Origin of the sequence: Pseudoduganella sp. R-31, assembly GCF_049913235.1 — a bacterium.
Lineage (GTDB): Bacteria > Pseudomonadota > Gammaproteobacteria > Burkholderiales > Burkholderiaceae_D > Rugamonas.
Window position 1 is genome coordinate 5,477,556 of sequence record NZ_CP183986.1, and the last position, 15,342, is coordinate 5,492,897.

General features: G+C 63.4%; 16 protein-coding genes. 4 read left to right on the top strand and 12 right to left on the bottom strand.

Annotated features, from left to right (window positions below; translation table 11 throughout):
• Positions 1–35 precede the first annotated feature (35 nt).
• Genes flgF through flgB form a run of 5 tightly spaced genes read right to left on the bottom strand, consistent with a single transcriptional unit; the run spans position 36 to position 3,884 of the window.
• Positions 36–779, bottom strand: coding sequence for a flagellar basal-body rod protein FlgF (gene flgF, locus ACN9MY_RS24915; RefSeq protein WP_426163790.1), 744 nt, complete (start codon positions 777–779; stop codon positions 36–38).
• A 20-nt stretch (positions 780–799) separates the two neighbouring features.
• Positions 800–2,341, bottom strand: a complete 1,542-nt coding sequence (locus ACN9MY_RS24920) for a flagellar hook protein FlgE (RefSeq protein WP_426163792.1) — start codon at positions 2,339–2,341, stop codon at positions 800–802.
• 24 nt (positions 2,342–2,365) lie between these two features.
• Complete coding sequence (locus tag ACN9MY_RS24925) at positions 2,366–3,058, bottom strand: flagellar hook assembly protein FlgD (RefSeq protein WP_426163794.1); 693 nt, start codon at positions 3,056–3,058, stop codon at positions 2,366–2,368.
• 2 nt (positions 3,059–3,060) lie between these two features.
• Entirely contained in the window at positions 3,061–3,465 is a 405-nt protein-coding gene (flgC, locus tag ACN9MY_RS24930) for a flagellar basal body rod protein FlgC (protein WP_426163796.1), read from the bottom strand.
• Positions 3,465–3,884 (bottom strand): flagellar basal body rod protein FlgB, encoded by a 420-nt coding sequence (gene flgB, locus ACN9MY_RS24935; RefSeq protein WP_426163798.1) that lies wholly within the window; start codon positions 3,882–3,884, stop codon positions 3,465–3,467. Before flgB ends, flgC begins: the two co-directional genes overlap by 1 nt.
• 128 nt (positions 3,885–4,012) lie before the next feature.
• Between flgB and flgA the strand changes: the two genes are divergently transcribed.
• From flgA to ACN9MY_RS24955, 4 genes are all read left to right on the top strand, one after another.
• Positions 4,013–4,699 (top strand): flagellar basal body P-ring formation chaperone FlgA, encoded by a 687-nt coding sequence (flgA, locus tag ACN9MY_RS24940; RefSeq protein ID WP_426163800.1) that lies wholly within the window; start codon positions 4,013–4,015, stop codon positions 4,697–4,699.
• A gap of 95 nt (positions 4,700–4,794) precedes the next feature.
• Positions 4,795–5,118: a flagellar biosynthesis anti-sigma factor FlgM gene (gene flgM, locus ACN9MY_RS24945; RefSeq protein WP_426163802.1), complete on the top strand. Its 324-nt coding sequence runs from the start codon at positions 4,795–4,797 to the stop codon at positions 5,116–5,118.
• Positions 5,119–5,124: 6 nt separating this feature from the next.
• The gene (locus tag ACN9MY_RS24950) at positions 5,125–5,589 is read left to right on the top strand and encodes a flagella synthesis protein FlgN (RefSeq protein ID WP_426163804.1); all 465 of its coding nucleotides are present in this window, start codon (positions 5,125–5,127) and stop codon (positions 5,587–5,589) included.
• Between the two features lie 76 nt (positions 5,590–5,665).
• Entirely contained in the window at positions 5,666–7,231 is a 1,566-nt protein-coding gene (locus ACN9MY_RS24955) for a hypothetical protein (protein WP_426318976.1), read from the top strand.
• Positions 7,232–7,337: 106 nt separating this feature from the next.
• Here the strand turns inward: ACN9MY_RS24955 and motD are convergent, their stop codons facing one another.
• From motD to flhB, 7 genes are all read right to left on the bottom strand, one after another.
• Positions 7,338–8,099: a flagellar motor protein MotD gene (gene motD, locus ACN9MY_RS24960; protein WP_426163808.1), complete on the bottom strand. Its 762-nt coding sequence runs from the start codon at positions 8,097–8,099 to the stop codon at positions 7,338–7,340.
• A 1-nt stretch (position 8,100) separates the two neighbouring features.
• A complete protein-coding gene (locus ACN9MY_RS24965) occupies positions 8,101–8,847 on the bottom strand; it encodes a flagellar motor protein (RefSeq protein ID WP_426163811.1) in 747 nt (248 codons plus the stop codon).
• Positions 8,829–9,560, bottom strand: coding sequence for an RNA polymerase sigma factor FliA (locus ACN9MY_RS24970; RefSeq protein ID WP_057260429.1), 732 nt, complete (start codon positions 9,558–9,560; stop codon positions 8,829–8,831). Before ACN9MY_RS24970 ends, ACN9MY_RS24965 begins: the two co-directional genes overlap by 19 nt.
• Positions 9,561–9,577: 17 nt before the next feature.
• Positions 9,578–10,378: a MinD/ParA family ATP-binding protein gene (locus ACN9MY_RS24975; RefSeq protein ID WP_426163814.1), complete on the bottom strand. Its 801-nt coding sequence runs from the start codon at positions 10,376–10,378 to the stop codon at positions 9,578–9,580.
• Entirely contained in the window at positions 10,371–11,714 is a 1,344-nt protein-coding gene (flhF, locus tag ACN9MY_RS24980) for a flagellar biosynthesis protein FlhF (protein ID WP_426318977.1), read from the bottom strand. The genes ACN9MY_RS24975 and flhF overlap by 8 nt, the downstream gene beginning before the upstream one ends.
• 269 nt (positions 11,715–11,983) lie before the next feature.
• On the bottom strand, positions 11,984–14,113 hold the full coding sequence (gene flhA, locus ACN9MY_RS24985) for a flagellar biosynthesis protein FlhA (RefSeq protein WP_426336284.1): 2,130 nt from the start codon (positions 14,111–14,113) through the stop codon (positions 11,984–11,986).
• A gap of 12 nt (positions 14,114–14,125) precedes the next feature.
• Positions 14,126–15,262: a flagellar biosynthesis protein FlhB gene (flhB, locus tag ACN9MY_RS24990; RefSeq protein ID WP_426163820.1), complete on the bottom strand. Its 1,137-nt coding sequence runs from the start codon at positions 15,260–15,262 to the stop codon at positions 14,126–14,128.
• Positions 15,263–15,342: the final 80 nt, after the last annotated feature.

The window sequence follows — 15,342 nt, forward strand, 5'->3', positions numbered from 1 at the left end:
ATTCGTTGCCTCAAAGCAACAACATTAATGCAATATTAATTCAACGCCAAGATTTGCGTGGCCTTGGCAGCATTGTTTTCCGCGTTTTTCAGCAAACTCATTTGCGTTTCGAAAGAACGTGCCAGGGTGATCATATTGACCATGGCGTCGATCGGGTTGACGTTGCTGCCCTCCAGCGTGCCGTCGGCCAGGCGCACGTTCTGGTCGGGATCGGCCGGCAGGCCGCTTTGCTGGCGGAACAGGCCGTCGTCGCCGCGCACCAGGCCTTTGACGTCCGGATTGACCAGCTTGATGCGGCCCAGCACATTCGATGGGCCGGGCTGGGTCTGGGTGGTGTCGATGGCCGACACGGTGCCGTCGGCGGCAATGGCCACCTGGGCGTCGGGCGGAATGGCGATCGGGCCGTTTTCGCCCACCAGCGTGAGCCCGGCCGCCGTTTGCAGCATGCCGTTTTCACTGACCTTCAGGCTGCCGTTGCGGGTATAGGCTTCGGAGCCGTCGGTCGATTGCACGGCAATGAAGCCGTCGCCGCGCAGGGCCACGTCCAGCGCCCGCCCCGTGGTCTGCATCGCGCCGGCGCGGAAATCCGAGCCGACCGTGTTGTCGACCACGAAGGTACGGGTCGGCAAACCTTCCGCCACCACCGGCACGGCACGGAAGGAATCGAGCTGGGCGCGGAAGCCGGTCGTGGTGGCGTTGGCCAGGTTGTTCGACGTGGTGGCCTGCTGCTCCAGGATATGGCGCGCGCCGGTGGCGGCGGTGTAGACAAGGCGGTCCATCGCTTGCTCGCTTTATCCGATTAACGCAGGTTGACCAGGGTTTGCAGCACCGAGTCCTGGGTCTTGATGGTCTGCGCATTGGCCTGGTAGACGCGCTGCGCGGTGATCATGTCGACCAGTTCCTTGGTCAGGTCCACGTTGGACGATTCGACCGAGGAGGAGCGCAACTGGCCCAGGTTGCCCTCGCCCGGCGTGCCGACCTGCGGTGCACCGGAGGCCGAGCTTTCCGCCCACACGTTGTTACCGAGCGGGATCAGGCCGTCCGGGCTGGCGAAGTTGGCCAGCACGAATTGCGCCAGCGGCCGCGACTTGCCGTTGCTGTACTGGCCGATGATGGTGCCGCTGGCATCGGTCGAGAAGCGCTGCAGGCTGCCCGAGGAGTAGCCGTTCTGCGTCGATTCCTTCTCGCTGGTCGGCGAGCCGTACTGCGTGGTGCCGACGAAGTTGGTGGTAATCGTCATCGTCAGGTCGGCGCCGTTGTCCGGGAAAATCGGCAGGTCGATCGAGAACGGCAAGGTCTGAGGCGGCGTCAGCAGCGCCATGCGCGCTGCGCTCAACTGGCCGTTGGTGTCGAAAGCCAGGGTGCCGGCCTTGACCGCTGGGACCGTAATTGCCGCCGCCAGTTTCTGGTCAATGATGTCGGGCGTATTGCCCGGGACGGCGCCAACGTCGGTCGGCGGCGTGTACACCGCCGCCAGCCTCGCCAGTTGGGCCGGCGTAGCGCCCGCTGCCGTCGCGGCAGCGGTCATGGCCGCACCGGCAGCAGCGGAATACGCTTGCTGGGCCGCCAGCATGCCGGCGGCATTGCCCGCCGCCGCCGCGGTGTTGTAGGCGGCGCGCGCCGCCAGCGAAGCCGGGTCGGTCAGCACGGCTTGCGCGATCGCCTTGGAGTCGACCTGCACGCCATCGCTACCGGCGTACACATCCCATACGCCGCTGCCCTTGTTCACGTAGAACACCGACATGGTGTGGGCATTGCCCAGGCTGTCGAACACATCCATCACGGTCTGCTTGGTGTAGGTCAGCGGATCGGTGGCGTCGAACGGCACCTTGGTCGGTACCGGCGAGGTGGACGACAGGTTGATCTTGAAGTTCGCTTCGGTGGTCTCGACCGGGGTCAGGTCGGCCGTATCGATCTTGATCGGCACCGGCGCGCCTGCCAGGATCACACCTTGCTGGTTGGCCAGGTAGCCGGTGATGGCGTTGCCCTGGGCGTTGGTGATGATGCCGTTCTTATCGAGCAGGAACTGGCCGTTGCGCGAATACTGCACTTCGCCGCTGGGCGCCACGGTGCGGAAGAAGCCGCCGCCGTTGATGGAAACGTCCAGCGGGTTGTTGGTGGTCTCGATATTGCCCTGCGTGAATTGTTGCGCGATGCGCGAAATGCTCACGCCGATACCCGGGTTGTTGCCCGCCACGCCGTTCAGCGAGTTGGCATACAGGTCGGCAAACTGCGCCTGCGAACTTTTGAAGCCCACCGTGCTCGCGTTGGCGATATTGTTGCCGATCACGTCGAGCGACTTGCCTGCGGCGTTCAGGCCGCTGAGACCTTGTTGAAACATGGTATTTCCCCTATCAGGTTGGGCTTACAAAACTTGCTTGATATCGTCCATGGTCAGTTGACCGATGGCTGGAACATTGAGCTTGGTGCCGCCGGCGCCGGTGGACACGCTGGCCACGGTGCCGAAGGTCAGCGCCTGCACGCCTTCGGCCGCCTTGCCGCCCAGGGTGCCGCTGACGCTGACGGTGTACATGCCGTCCGCGGCGGTGGTGCCGTCTTCCAGCTTGCCGTCCCAGCCTAGTGGCAGCACGCCGGCATCGACCGCCTGCAGGGTCTGCGTGTGCACCACCTTGCCGGCGGCATTCTTGATGTCGATCTGCAGCGAGTCGACGGCGTTCTTCAGCTCGACACCGAACAGGCCCTTGCCCGACACCAGTTGCAGGTTCTTGCCGGCCGCGAGCACGCCGTGGTTGATCAGGTTGGTCGCCTGCAGCGAAGCCGAATTGGCGTAATCTTTCTTCAATGATTCGATCGTCTCGTTCAGCTTGTTGATGCCGGTGACGGTCTGCAGTTGCGCCAGCTGGCTGGTCACTTGGGCGTTGTCCAGTGGATTCAGCGGATCCTGGTTCTTCAGCTGCGTGATCAGCAGCGTCATGAATTTGTCCTGGTCGGCCGAGACGCTTTTGTCCGAGCCGGTAGTGCCGCGCGTGTTGACTGCGTTGAGCAGGGCTTGCGACGGCGCGCCGCCGCCAGTGACGGGGGTGTTGGTGATGGCCATGGTTACTGTCCGATCGTCAGGGTTTTTAGCAGCATGGTCTTGGCTGCATTCATGGTTTCCACATTGGTCTGGTAGGAGCGCGAGGCCGACAGCATATTGACCATCTCGTCGACCACGTTCACGTTTGGCATCGTCACATAGCCCTTCTCGTCCGCCAGCGGATGCTTGGGGTCGTAGACTTGCTTGAGCGGCGACGGGTCTTCCACCACCTGGCTGACCTTCACGCTGGTGGCGGCGCCATTGGCGGTCGGGGTGGCTTCGAACACGACCTGCTTGGCGCGGTAGGCTTCGCCGCTGGCCGAGGTGGCGCTGTCGGCGTTGGCCAGGTTGGAGGCCACCACGTTCAGGCGCTGCGCCTGGGCGCTCATGGCCGAACCGGAAACATTGAAGATGCTGAACAAGGACATTACTGGCCTCCCTGGATCGCGGCCAGCAGGCCTTTGATCTGCGAATTAATAAAGGTCACGCCGGCTTCGTAGCGCAAGGCATTGTCGGCAAAGTTGTTACGTTCGACATCCATGTCGACGGTATTGCCGTCCACCGCGCCCTGCGCCGGGTGGCGATACAGCAGCGGCGTGCCGTCCGGCAGGGTGCTGCCGTCTTGCGGCGGGCGCGGGAAATGCTTGTTGGCAGTCGTATTCAGCGGCTGCGGCGTGGCCGCCCGCTGCATGGCTTCCTGCAGGTTGGCGGAAAAGTCGATGTCGCGCGCCTTGTAGTTTGGCGTGTCGGCATTGGCGATGTTCGACGCCAGCACGGCCTGGCGCTTCTCGCGCAGGCTGAGGGCGGTTTCGTTGAACAGCAGGTAGTTGTCGAGTTTGCCTAACATGGCACTTCTCCGCTTGATGACAGGTTCGATGATACGGAGCAATGTGCTTGCTTGATCGGAAGAGAAAGGCGGGGTTTTTGCCCCTATTCGCGGCTTGCGGCTGTCGCGCGAGGGCTAAGATGGGCAGCATGAAACAAATCCTCATCATTGCAAGCTTGTTGGCCGCCAGCGTGGTCCAGGCCGCCCCGGCCCGCATGGAGCCGACGGCCCTGCGCCAGGTCGCCGAGCAATTCCTGCAAGTACAGACCGCCGGCCTGCCCGGCAAGGTCACCGTCAACATCGGTGCGGTGGACCCGCGCCTGAACCTGGCGCCCTGCCCTGCGCCGGAAGCCTTCCTGATGCCAGGCGCGCGCGCCTGGGGCAAGACCACCGTGGGCGTGCGTTGTGCGGCGCCTTCGCCGTGGACGGTATATATTCAGTCTCAGGTATCCGTGTTGGGCAGTTACGTGGCCGCAGCCGTGCCGCTGGTGCAGGGCCAGTCCATCGAGGATGGACAGTTGGCGATGATGCAAGGCGAATTGACCGCCCTGCCGCCCGGCATTGCCACCGACAAGGCGCAACTGGTCGGCAAGTCCAGCAGCATGTCGATTTCGGCCGGCACCCCGGTCCGGGTGGACATGGTGAAGGCGAAGCCGGTGATCCTGCAGGGCCAGCTGGTCAAGCTGGTCACCCGCGGCAACGGCTTCTCGGTTTCGGCCGAAGGCAAGGCGGCCGGTTCGGCGGCCGAGGGGCAGGTAGTGGCAGTTCGCACCGGCAATGGCCAGCAAATCAGCGGGATTGCCCGCCTGGGCGGACTGGTCGAAGTAGCTTTTTGAACAAGTTTCACGATGCCAGCTAAAGTTTGGCCGCAGGTTGCCGTAATAGACTCGTATGCCGGGGTAAAGTACTCCAACCAGACGAGGATAATGCTGTGAAGATCAACGATACATTGAAGAACACGCCGGGCTTGCCGAGTTCGCCCGCGACGTCCGGCAACGCGCGCAGCGCGGACAGGACTGCCGCAGCGACTTCCACCGCACCACAGGCAAGTACCGACAATGTGCGCCTGTCCCCGCAAGGACAGGCAATGGCGGCCAGTGGCGCAGCAGCCAGCAATGCCGTGTTCGACACCAAGAAAGTCGAACGCATCAAGATGGCAATTGCTGACGGCCAGTTCCAGGTCAATTCGGAAAAAGTGGCAGACGGTTTGCTGGACACGGTCCGCGACCTGCTGCACGCGCGTAAGCAACGCTAAGGAAGCATGATGGCCGCAGTCTCCCCCAAACACAGCCTGCAGGCTGAGTTAAGCAAGATCACGGAATTGCTGGAAGTCCTGAAACAGGAACAGCAAGACCTGGTAGCGGCCGACATCGACCACCTGACCTCGCTGACCCCGCACAAGTCGGCCCTGGTCAATGAAATGGCCACCCTGGCCACCGCGCGCCACCGCGCCCTGGCCGACGCCGGTTATCCAGCGATGGAACTGGGCATGGAGTCCTGGCTGGAAGCCCAGCATGACGATGCCGCCAATATCCTGTGGCAGCAGTTGCTGGACCAGACTCGGGCGGCAAAGGAACTGAACCGCCTGAACGGCGTACTGATCAACAAGCACCTGGGCCACACCCAGGGCGCGCTGCAGGCCTTGCGCCCGCAGCAGACCACGGTCTACGGCCCGAGCGGCATGACGACCACCGGCACGACGCGCCGCGGCTTCATCGCCGGCTAGGCCTTTGCGCAACCGGCACGGTGCCGGAACTTTCGAAATGTGTGACTTTTTATGCAACCTTCTGCATAATGGGCGCATGCGTACATTTCTCTCAGGAATTATTCTGGCGGCCACGACCGCCCAAGCTGATGCTGCCTCCGTTCACTCCGCCCTTGGCGGGGAACAGTTCGGCTTGCAGCCTGCCGACAATTATCAACTGGCCAATGGCCGCTGCAAGGACTGCGGCCAGAAACAGGCCTTGTGGTATTTCCAGGACGAGCTGATCGCCCTGCCGCCCGCCAGTGCCAAGGATGCGCCGGGCCTGGTCTGGCTCGGTTCGCCGCAACTGGTGCCGCAGGCGCGCTTTGACGGCAAAGCGCTGCATACGGCCGATGGGACCACGCTCAACTTCCGCCTCGCGCCAAAGATCGCCACCAACCGCTCCTATTTCAACGCGAGCTCGGAAGCCTTCTTCCGTCAGCGCGAGGTGCGCGTGCGCGGCCAATGGGATGAGGCCGGGCAGCAGTTCGTGGCGCGCACGATCTGGCCGCGCGACTATGTGATCGATGCCGGCAAGCTGCCGGTGCAGCCGCTGTCCGGCGCCGACGACCTGCAGGGCTTCGTACGGCATGCCGAGGGCGGCGCGCGCGGCGAGTACACGGTGCGCAAGGTGTGGCAGCGCCCCGGCGCCACGCCGGCCGAGCTGTCCGGCAAGCCGGTGCTGGCCATGATGCTGAGCGGCGCCCAGGGCGACGACGACGAAGCTTACGGCGGCCATTTCGCCATCGCCACCGGCCGGCTGGGGCCGCAAGGCGAGTGGTCCGACTGGCTGGTGAATAACTTCTACGGCCTGGATTCGTACAGCGAAAAAGGCATCGTGGCGTCGGCACTGCCGATGGATAACTACCTGATGGACCTGAACAGCGGCCAGCAGTACTACCGGCCGTCGTACATGCTGGTGGCCGTGCTGAAGGATCCGCGCACGGCGCAGGCTTACCAGGCCAACGTGAACCAGGTGTTCCGCGATTTCTATGCCCATCATTTCAGCTACCAGCATGCGGCTGCCAACTGCACGGGGATCAATGTCGACGTGCTGCGCAAGCTGGGCTGGCAATGGCCGCTGCAAGGGCCGACCAATCGCCTGAAAGCCGTTGGCGCCTTTGCGTATATGGCGGCGAAGGAGATGAGCATTGCCAGCGGCAAGAAGGCCTACAGCTATTTCACCGAGGAGCAGACCCGCTTGCACCCGGCGGTGGCATTCGATGCGCTGGGCAAGGATTTGCTGAACGTGCTGGGCGGGCAGGCTGGACGCCAGTTGAGCGGCTTCGAACAGCAGTTGCAGTCGGATGTGGAGGCTGTGATGCTGGTGCGGATTCCGCAGGTGCCTTCCAGCCGGGCGTTTGGTTCGGCGCCGGCGTATTCGATCGATGAATTCATGGCGCGTGCGCCGGAGGATCGCAGCAAATGGCAGGTGGTGCCGACGGAGCCAAGGCCGTTTCCTGAGGAGTTGATGGACGAGCAAGCCAGGAAGAATTTGCAGACGTCGGCCTGGCCGATGGCGGCGCTGGTGTTGCTGGTGGCGGCGATCGGGACTGCGTGGCACTGGCGGCGCAGGCAAAAGCTGCGGCAGCAGGTGCCGCATCCGGAGCGGCTGCGCGCGTAAAACCGGCAAACCGGGGTACGACCCGCAGGGTCGGACCCCAGCCAGCGACCGCCGCGTACTAGGGTCTGACCCTATGGGTCTGACCCCGGTTTACCGGTTTAAGGGTTTAAGGGCTTGGAATTTCAGTAGCAGGATCCGGAATCCCGGACAGGATCGTCACCGCCACCCGCCGATTGCGCGCCCGCGATTCCGGGTTGTCATTCGACGCCACCGGCTGGTTGTCCGCATGCCCCACCGCCGTCATGCGTGAAGCAGCAATCCCCGACTCGATAAACAGCCTGACCACGCTGCCCGCCCGCACCGCAGACAACTCCCAGTTCGACGGAAAGATCGCATTCCTGATCGGGACATTATCGGTATGCCCCTCTACCTGCACATTATGCGGGTCGTCCTTGAGCAGCGTCGCCACAGCCGTCAGCGCCTCGCGCGATTCCTCGGTCAGGCTCGCATCGCCAGCCCTGAACAGCACCGAAGCATTGATTTCCACGCTCACCCCGCGGCTATTCTGGGTCACCCGCACCTTGCCCTCCTTGACGAGGGGCGCCAGGGTGCTGGCCAGGTCCTTGGCCAGGCGCGTCATCTGCTCCTTCTCCTTCTTGATCGCCTCATTGCGCTTGCGCGAAGCCGGATTCGGAATCGGCAGACTCTGGACTTCGGTATTGGTCGGCGGCGCAGCGCCGGCGCCGCCAAACGCATCGCCCAGCGCATCGGAAAACACCTTGTACTTGCCGGTATTGATCGAGGAGACCGCGTACATCACGACAAAGAAGGCAAACAGCAGCGTGATGAAGTCGGCGTAGGAAATCAGCCAGCGCTCATGGTTCTCAGGATCGTCGTCGAACTTGCGGCGTGCGCGGCGGTATTGCATGTCACGGCTCCCGCATCAGGGTCGCGATCCGTTCATCGATGACGCGCGTGAAATCGCCGGTGGCGATATCGTAGAACACCGACGCCGTCAGCTCCTGCAGGTAGACCTGGCGCGTGACGATGGTCTTCAGCTTGTTGGCAATCGGGTAAAAGAACAGGTTGGCCAGGCCGACGCCGTAAATGGTCGACACGAAGGCCACGGCAATGCCGGAACCGAGCCTGCTCGGGTCGGTCAGGTTTTCCATCACATGGATCAGGCCCAGCACGGCGCCCAGGATGCCGATGGTCGGCGAGTAGCCGGCCGCCGATTCCCAGATGCGCACCGCCTGGCGTTCGGCCGTTTCGAAAGCGGTGATTTCCATGTCCAGCAACTGGCGCATCTTGTCGGGGTTGATGCCGTCGACGATCATGCGCAAGCCCTTGGCGACAAACTTGTCCTTGGCGCCGAGCATGGGGCGCTCCAGCGCCAGCAGCCCGTCGCGGCGGGCCAGCATGCTCCAGTTGTTGATGTCGCGCGCCAACTGGGCCCGATTGTCTGGTGGAGGCTTGAACACCCAGCGCAGCATGGTCAGCCCGCGGCGCAGGGTTGGCCGGGTGGTTTGCAGCATGACGGCGCCGAACGTGCCAATCACAACAATCGCGAAGGCAGCCGGCTGCAGCAAGGAAGTCACCTTGCCGCCTTCCAGCCCCTGGCCGACGATGATGCCGGCCAGCGCCAGCAAGACGCCGGCTACGCTGGACCAGTCCATGCCTGCTCCCTGAGCGAGGCACGCAGGCGCGCCACGGCTTGTGTGTGCAATTGCGATACCCGGGACTCGGACACGCCCATCACCGCGCCGATCTCCTTCAGGTTCAGCTCTTCCTCGTAGTAAAGGCCCATCAGCATTTTCTCACGTGGGGGTAGCGCTTCAATCGCATCGATCACAGCCTGGCGGAAGTCGGTGTCGAGCAGCGCGCGCAGCGGATCGGCATCTTCATCATGGGCATAGCGGTCGAGGAAGCTGTCGTTGCCGTCTTCCTCGTGAAAATCTTCGTAGTACACCAGTTGGTGGCCGCCGCCTTCGGACAGCATTTCCTGGTAATCGGCCAGCGACAATTTGAGCGATTTCGCCACTTCCGACTCGGTCGGCGGGCGGCCCAGGCGCTGCTGCAGCGTGGCCATGGCGTTTTCAATCTTCCGCATGTCCTGCCGCATCGAGCGCGGCATCCAGTCGGAAGAGCGCAATTCATCGAGCATGGCGCCGCGGATACGCATCACCGCGTAGGTCTCGAACTGGGCGCCGTGGGTTTCTTCATATCGATTAATAGCGTCAAGCAAGCCGATCATGCCGGCCTGTACCAGGTCATCCACTTCCACACTGGGCGGCAATTTTGCCTTCATATGGTGGGCCAGGCGCTTGACCAACGGCATGTGCGTCGTCAGCAAGGAATCCTTGTCCACCTTCCCTTTGACCGTGTACATAAAGGTTCTAATTCTTTTCAGGCTCTAAAATGGTTGCAGCTCCCCATCGCAAAACGCCCTGCCAGCTGGCGGAAGGCCACTGAAGCCCCGGCCAATGGGAAGGCGTCCACCACCGCACGACCCAGGCGGGCTGCACGCTGCAGGTATTCGTCAGCCGGCACAGAACCCATGGAAACAAGGTTGACTGCCAGGTAACGGCTTGCCGCATGTGCCATATTATCGTAAACCACCCTTGCTTCGGCCTCCGAAGCGCCGGTGACCAGGATGCCGAACGGCCGGCGGCCCAGTTCATGGTTGAGCCGCTTGATCATCATATAAGCATTCTTGATCGAAGTGGCGCTATTCGACACCTGTACCACGATCTCGGAACTGGCCATCAAGGGTACCGGGAAGGCTTCGCCGTCGAACTCGCCGTCCACCAGCACGATGCCGGCCTGGCTGGCCAGCACGCCGAAGGCCTTGGCCAGGCGGCGCCCTTCGTCCGGGCCGCGGCGCGCTTCGCCGCGCGTCATCGACACCACATTGAAGCCTTGCGGTGCAGCATGCAACACCTGGTTCAAGCCGCAGCGCTGGCGCGCCACGTCGAGCAGGCTGGCGCCGTGGTCCAGCCCAAGGCGGGACACCACCCCGTGGGCACTGGCGCAGGCATCGACCAGCAGCACGTCGTTGCCGGCCTGCGACAGCGAGGCGCCCAGGTTAACCAGCATGGCGCCCTTGTCGTCCTGCGGCGTGGCCGACAGGAAGGTGATGATGCGTGGCCGGGGCCCGGCCAGCATCCGGCGCAGGCCTTCGGCCTGGTCGAAGTCAAAATTAGCCAAAGCGTACCTCGCGCAGCATTGGGTCATGGGCGGCACCGGCTACCAGCAGCGGCAGTTCGGCATCGCCGTATTTCGGGGCGGACTGGCCACCGAAAGCGCGCCCTACCAGCGCTGCCGAGTCGGCCAGGTGCAGGTCTTCCGGCACGCGCTGGCCGTTGGACATGTAGAACAGGCGCAGCTTGTGGCGAATCACCACGTCCAGGGCGGAGCCGATCGAGGCAGCTTCGTCGAGCTTGGTGATGATGGCACCGGCCAGGCCGCTGCCCTGGTAGGCGCGCACGACTTCGGACAAGGTTTCCTGGGTCGAAGTAGCGTTCATGCACAGGATGCGCTGCACGTCGGTGCCGACGCCCTGCAGCATGGCGACCTGTTCGGCCACCATCTGGTCACGCTGGCTGACACCAACGGTATCAATCAGTACGGTGTGCTTGTTGCGCAGCTCGTTCAGGGCGATGCGCAGGTCCGCTTCGTCCTTCACCGAGTGCACCATCACGCCCAGGATCTTGCCGTAGATGCGCAGTTGTTCGTGGGCGCCGATACGATAGGCGTCGGTGGTGATCAGGGCCAGCTTTTCCGGGCCGTGGCGCATCACGCAGCGCGCAGCCAGCTTGGCGGTGGTGGTGGTCTTGCCGACGCCGGTCGGGCCGACCAGGGCGAACACGCCGCCCTTTTCCAGCAGCGCGTCTTCGTTGTTCACGGCATTGATGTTGCGCGCGAGGACAGTGCGCATCCATTGCAGCGCTTCGGCGCTGTCGCGGGTGGCCGGCAGCTTGTCGGTCAGGTAGCGCGCCAGGCTGGCGGAGAAGCCGGCTGCCAGCAGTTCGCGCAGCACCACGGTTTTGTGCGGTTCGCGTTGCTGGGTGTTGGCGAAGGCCAGTTCGTTGAGCTGGGTTTCCATCATGCCGCGCATGGCGCGCAGCTCGCTCATCATGCTGGTCATCTCGGCGGCGGCGCTGGCTTTGGCGCTGGCGACGGCTTCGGCGACCAGGGAGGAAATGCGGTCCATGTCCACGGCTGGTGCGGCCGCTACCGGTGCGATCGGGCGGGCCGCTGCACGCGGGGCGGCCGGCGCCGGGCGTGCGGTGGCGCGTACCACTGGCGCTGCCGGCTGGGAGACCAGGGCCGGCGCCAGGTCCAGTTGCGGCGCCGGTGCGGCCATCGGGGAATCCGGGGAGTGCGGGGCCAGCGCGGCGGCATCGTCGCCGGCCAGGGCCAGGATTTCCACCGCGCCGTCGACGGCGCGGTTGGACAGGATCACCGCATCCGGGCCGAGCGCTTCGCGCACTTTGCGCAGCGCTTCACGAGATGTTGGGGCGGTAAATTTTTTAACGTTCATTTCCTGCTACTCCGACAGATTCGCACATGGTCAGATTATTGACGATGCGTGGAGGTAACAATCGGTGGAATAGCTTGGGAAATGCGGCTTAATTCAAAACCCGGTAAACCTGGGTCTGACCCGCAGGGTCAGACCCTGTCTGTTCGACGGCCGACAGGTGTGGGTTCGAAGCTTTTGACTTTTGACGAAGATCAACGGCGCACAACCAACCCCGTTGGCCGCGCCGCAGACAGGGTCTGACCCTGCGGGTCAGACCCTGGTTTACCGGTTTACTGCGCACCCACCAGCGACGTCACCCGAATCGTCTTCGTCTCCGGAATCTCCGAATGCGACAGCACTTTCAGCTGCGGCAGTGCGCGGCGCAGGAACTTGGACAGCAGCGGGCGCAGTGCGCCCGGCACCAGCAGCACCGGCGTCACGCCCAGCGCCTCCTGCTGCTGCGTTGCCGCCGCAGCCTGCTGGGCAATCGTATCGGCCAGCCCCGGCTCAATGCCCGCCGCATCGCCGGCACCACTCGTCATGGCCTGCATCAGCAAGCGCTCGAGGCGATTGTCAAGCGTCATGACCGACAGCTCCCCGCCGGCCGGGAACAACTGCTGCACGATCGCCCGGCCCAGGGCCACACGCACCTGCGCAGTCAGCTCATTCGGATCCTGGATATGCGGCGTGAACTCGGCCAGCGTCTCGATAATGGTGCGCATGTCGCGGATATGCACGCCCTCTGCCAACAGGTTCTGCAGCACCTTCTGCAGCGCCGACAGCGACAGCATCTTCGGCACCAGGTCCTCCACCAGCTTCGGCGAATCCTTGCCCAGGTGATCCAGCAAGGACTGCACTTCTGCGCGGCCAAGCAATTCGGAAGCATGCGATGTGATCAGGTGATTCAGGTGGGTGGCCACGACGGTGCCCGCATCGACCACGGTATAACCCATGCCGGTAGCCTGGTCGCGCAGCGAGGCGTCGATCCAGATGGCCGGCAGGCCGAAAGCCGGATCGGTAGTGACCATGCCCGGCAGCGTGCCGCTTGCCATGCCCGGATTGATCGCCAGGTACTGGCCGTTGAATGCCTCGCCGGTACCGACCTCTACGCCCTTCAGCGTGATACGGTAGGCAGAAGGCTTCAACTCCAGGTTGTCGCGGATGTGCACCGGCGGCGCAAGGAAGCCAACTTCCTGCGCAAATTTCTTGCGAATGCCCTTGATACGCTTCAGCAGTTCGCCCCCCTGGGTCTTGTCGACCAGCGGGATCAGCCGATAGCCCACTTCCAGGCCGAGGGTATCGACCGCCATCACGTCCTGCCAGGTCGCCTCTTCCTGCTCTGGGGCCGCCTGCCCACCGCCCGCGGCGCCGGCAGCGCCACCACCGCCAGGGCCGCCGGCCTCCTGCGCGGCAACCGTTTCCGCCTTTTCCTTCGCGCGCTTCTGCAGCATGTAGCCGGAGCCGATCAGGACCGACGCCAGCAGGATGAACACCAGGTTAGGCATGCCGGGAATCAGGCCGAGACCGCCGATGATGCCGCCAGTGATGAACAGCACTTGCGGCTTGGCGAACAACTGGCTGATCACCTGCGTGCCGATGTCGGTCTCGGAGGCGACCCGCGACACCACGATACCGGCTGCAATCGAAATCACCAGCGAAGGAATCTGCGCCACCAGGCCGTCACCGATCGCCAGCAGCACATAATTTTTCAGCGCGTCGGCAAATCCCATATCGTGCTGGATCATGCCCACCAGCAGGCCGCCCACCACGTTGATCACGGTCACCAGGATGCCTGCCACCGCGTCGCCGCGCACGTATTTCGAGGCACCGTCCATGGCGCCGTAGAACTCGGCCTCCTGCGACACTTCATTGCGGCGGCGCTTGGCTTCCGGTTCGCCGATCAGGCCGGCATTCAGGTCGGCGTCAATCGCCATCTGCTTGCCGGGCATTGCGTCCAGGGCGAAACGGGCGCCCACTTCAGCGATACGGCCAGCACCTTTGGTCACCACCACGAAGTTGATGATGGTCAGGATTACGAACACCACGATACCGACGGTGTAGTTACCGCCGATCAGGAAGTGGCCGAAAGCCTCGATCACCTTGCCGGCAGCATCCGGCCCGGTGTGGCCTTCGGTCAGCACGACGCGGGTCGAGGCCACGTTCAACGACAGGCGCAGCATGGTCGAGACCAGCAGCACGGTCGGAAAAGCCATGAAGTCCAGCGGCTTGACCGTGTACAGGCTGGTCAGCAGCACGATGATCGACAGTGCGATATTGAAGCTGAAGAACAGGTCGAGCACGAACGCCGGCAAGGGCAGGATCATCATCGCCAGTAGCATGATGATCAGGATCGGCGCAGCCAGGGCTTGCCCGTTACCGGCAATGCCTCTCATCCATGGCGGCATGTTCAGGGCGTTCATTCTCTACTCCGTTTATTTCTTGTTCAGTGGGTCCATATCGTCCGGCACATCGAGCCTGGTCGGTCGATCCGGGTAGCGCAGGCCTGGACGATAGGCCTTGATCTGGTACACATACGCCAGCACTTCAGCCACGGCGGCGTACAGGCGCGGCGGGATTTCATCGCCGATTTCGGTATGCTTGTGCAGGGCACGCGCCAGCGGCGGCGCTTCCAGGATGGCAACCCGGTGCTCTTTGGCCAGCTCGCGGATCTTGGCCGCCACTTCGTCGGTGCCCTTGGCCACCACGCGCGGCGCACCCTGCCCGCCTTCGGCGTATTTCAGCGCCACCGCATAGTGGGTCGGGTTGGTCACCACGACGTCGGCGGTCGGCACTTCCTGCATCATGCGTTTCTTCGCCATTTCGCGCTGGAGCTGGCGGATCTTGCCCTTGATTTGCGGGTTGCCGTCCGACTCCTTGGATTCCTGGATCAGCTCCTGGCGCGTCATCTTCAGCTTGTTCGCGTAATGCCACATCTGGTACGGTGCATCGATCAGGGCGATGAAGCCCAGCGCGCCGACGATCACGATGAAGCTGAAGCCCAGCATATTCATGACATGCGTGCTGCCGGTATGCAGCGGCTCGAGCATCAGGCCGATTGCCTCCTGCTGCTGGCGCGAAATGACCATATAGGCCACCACGCCGACGATGATGGACTTGATGATGGCCTTGACCAGCTCCACCAGCGAGTTGGTGGAGAACATGTTGCCGATGCCCGTGATGGGATTCAGCTTCATGAAATTGGGGGTGAAGGCCTTGGCCGAAAACAGCCAGCCGCCGACCAGCAGCGGCGAGGCCAGGGCCACCACCATCACGGCGACGGCGATCGGCAGGCAGGCCAGCATCACGTGCACCACATCGACCAGGATGCGGGTCACCAGTACATCTGGGTTGTAGACTTGCTCACGCGTCAGCGACAGCCCCGAAGTGAGGCTGCGGCTCAATTCGCGCACCAGGCCGGAGCCGGTCATCCACAGGCCGGCACCCGCTGCCATGAGAACGGTAAAGGTCGCGACTTCGCGCGACCTGGGTACGTCCCCTTCTTCACGCGCCTGCTCGAGGCGCCTCTGTGACGCGGGTTCTGTTTTCTCGGCTTCGCTGTCTTCAGCCATTGACCGCTCCTGTTATCGACCGTGCCATTATCGCTGCGGCCGAGCAAGAGCTATCGATGGAAAAAGCGGGGAAAACCTGC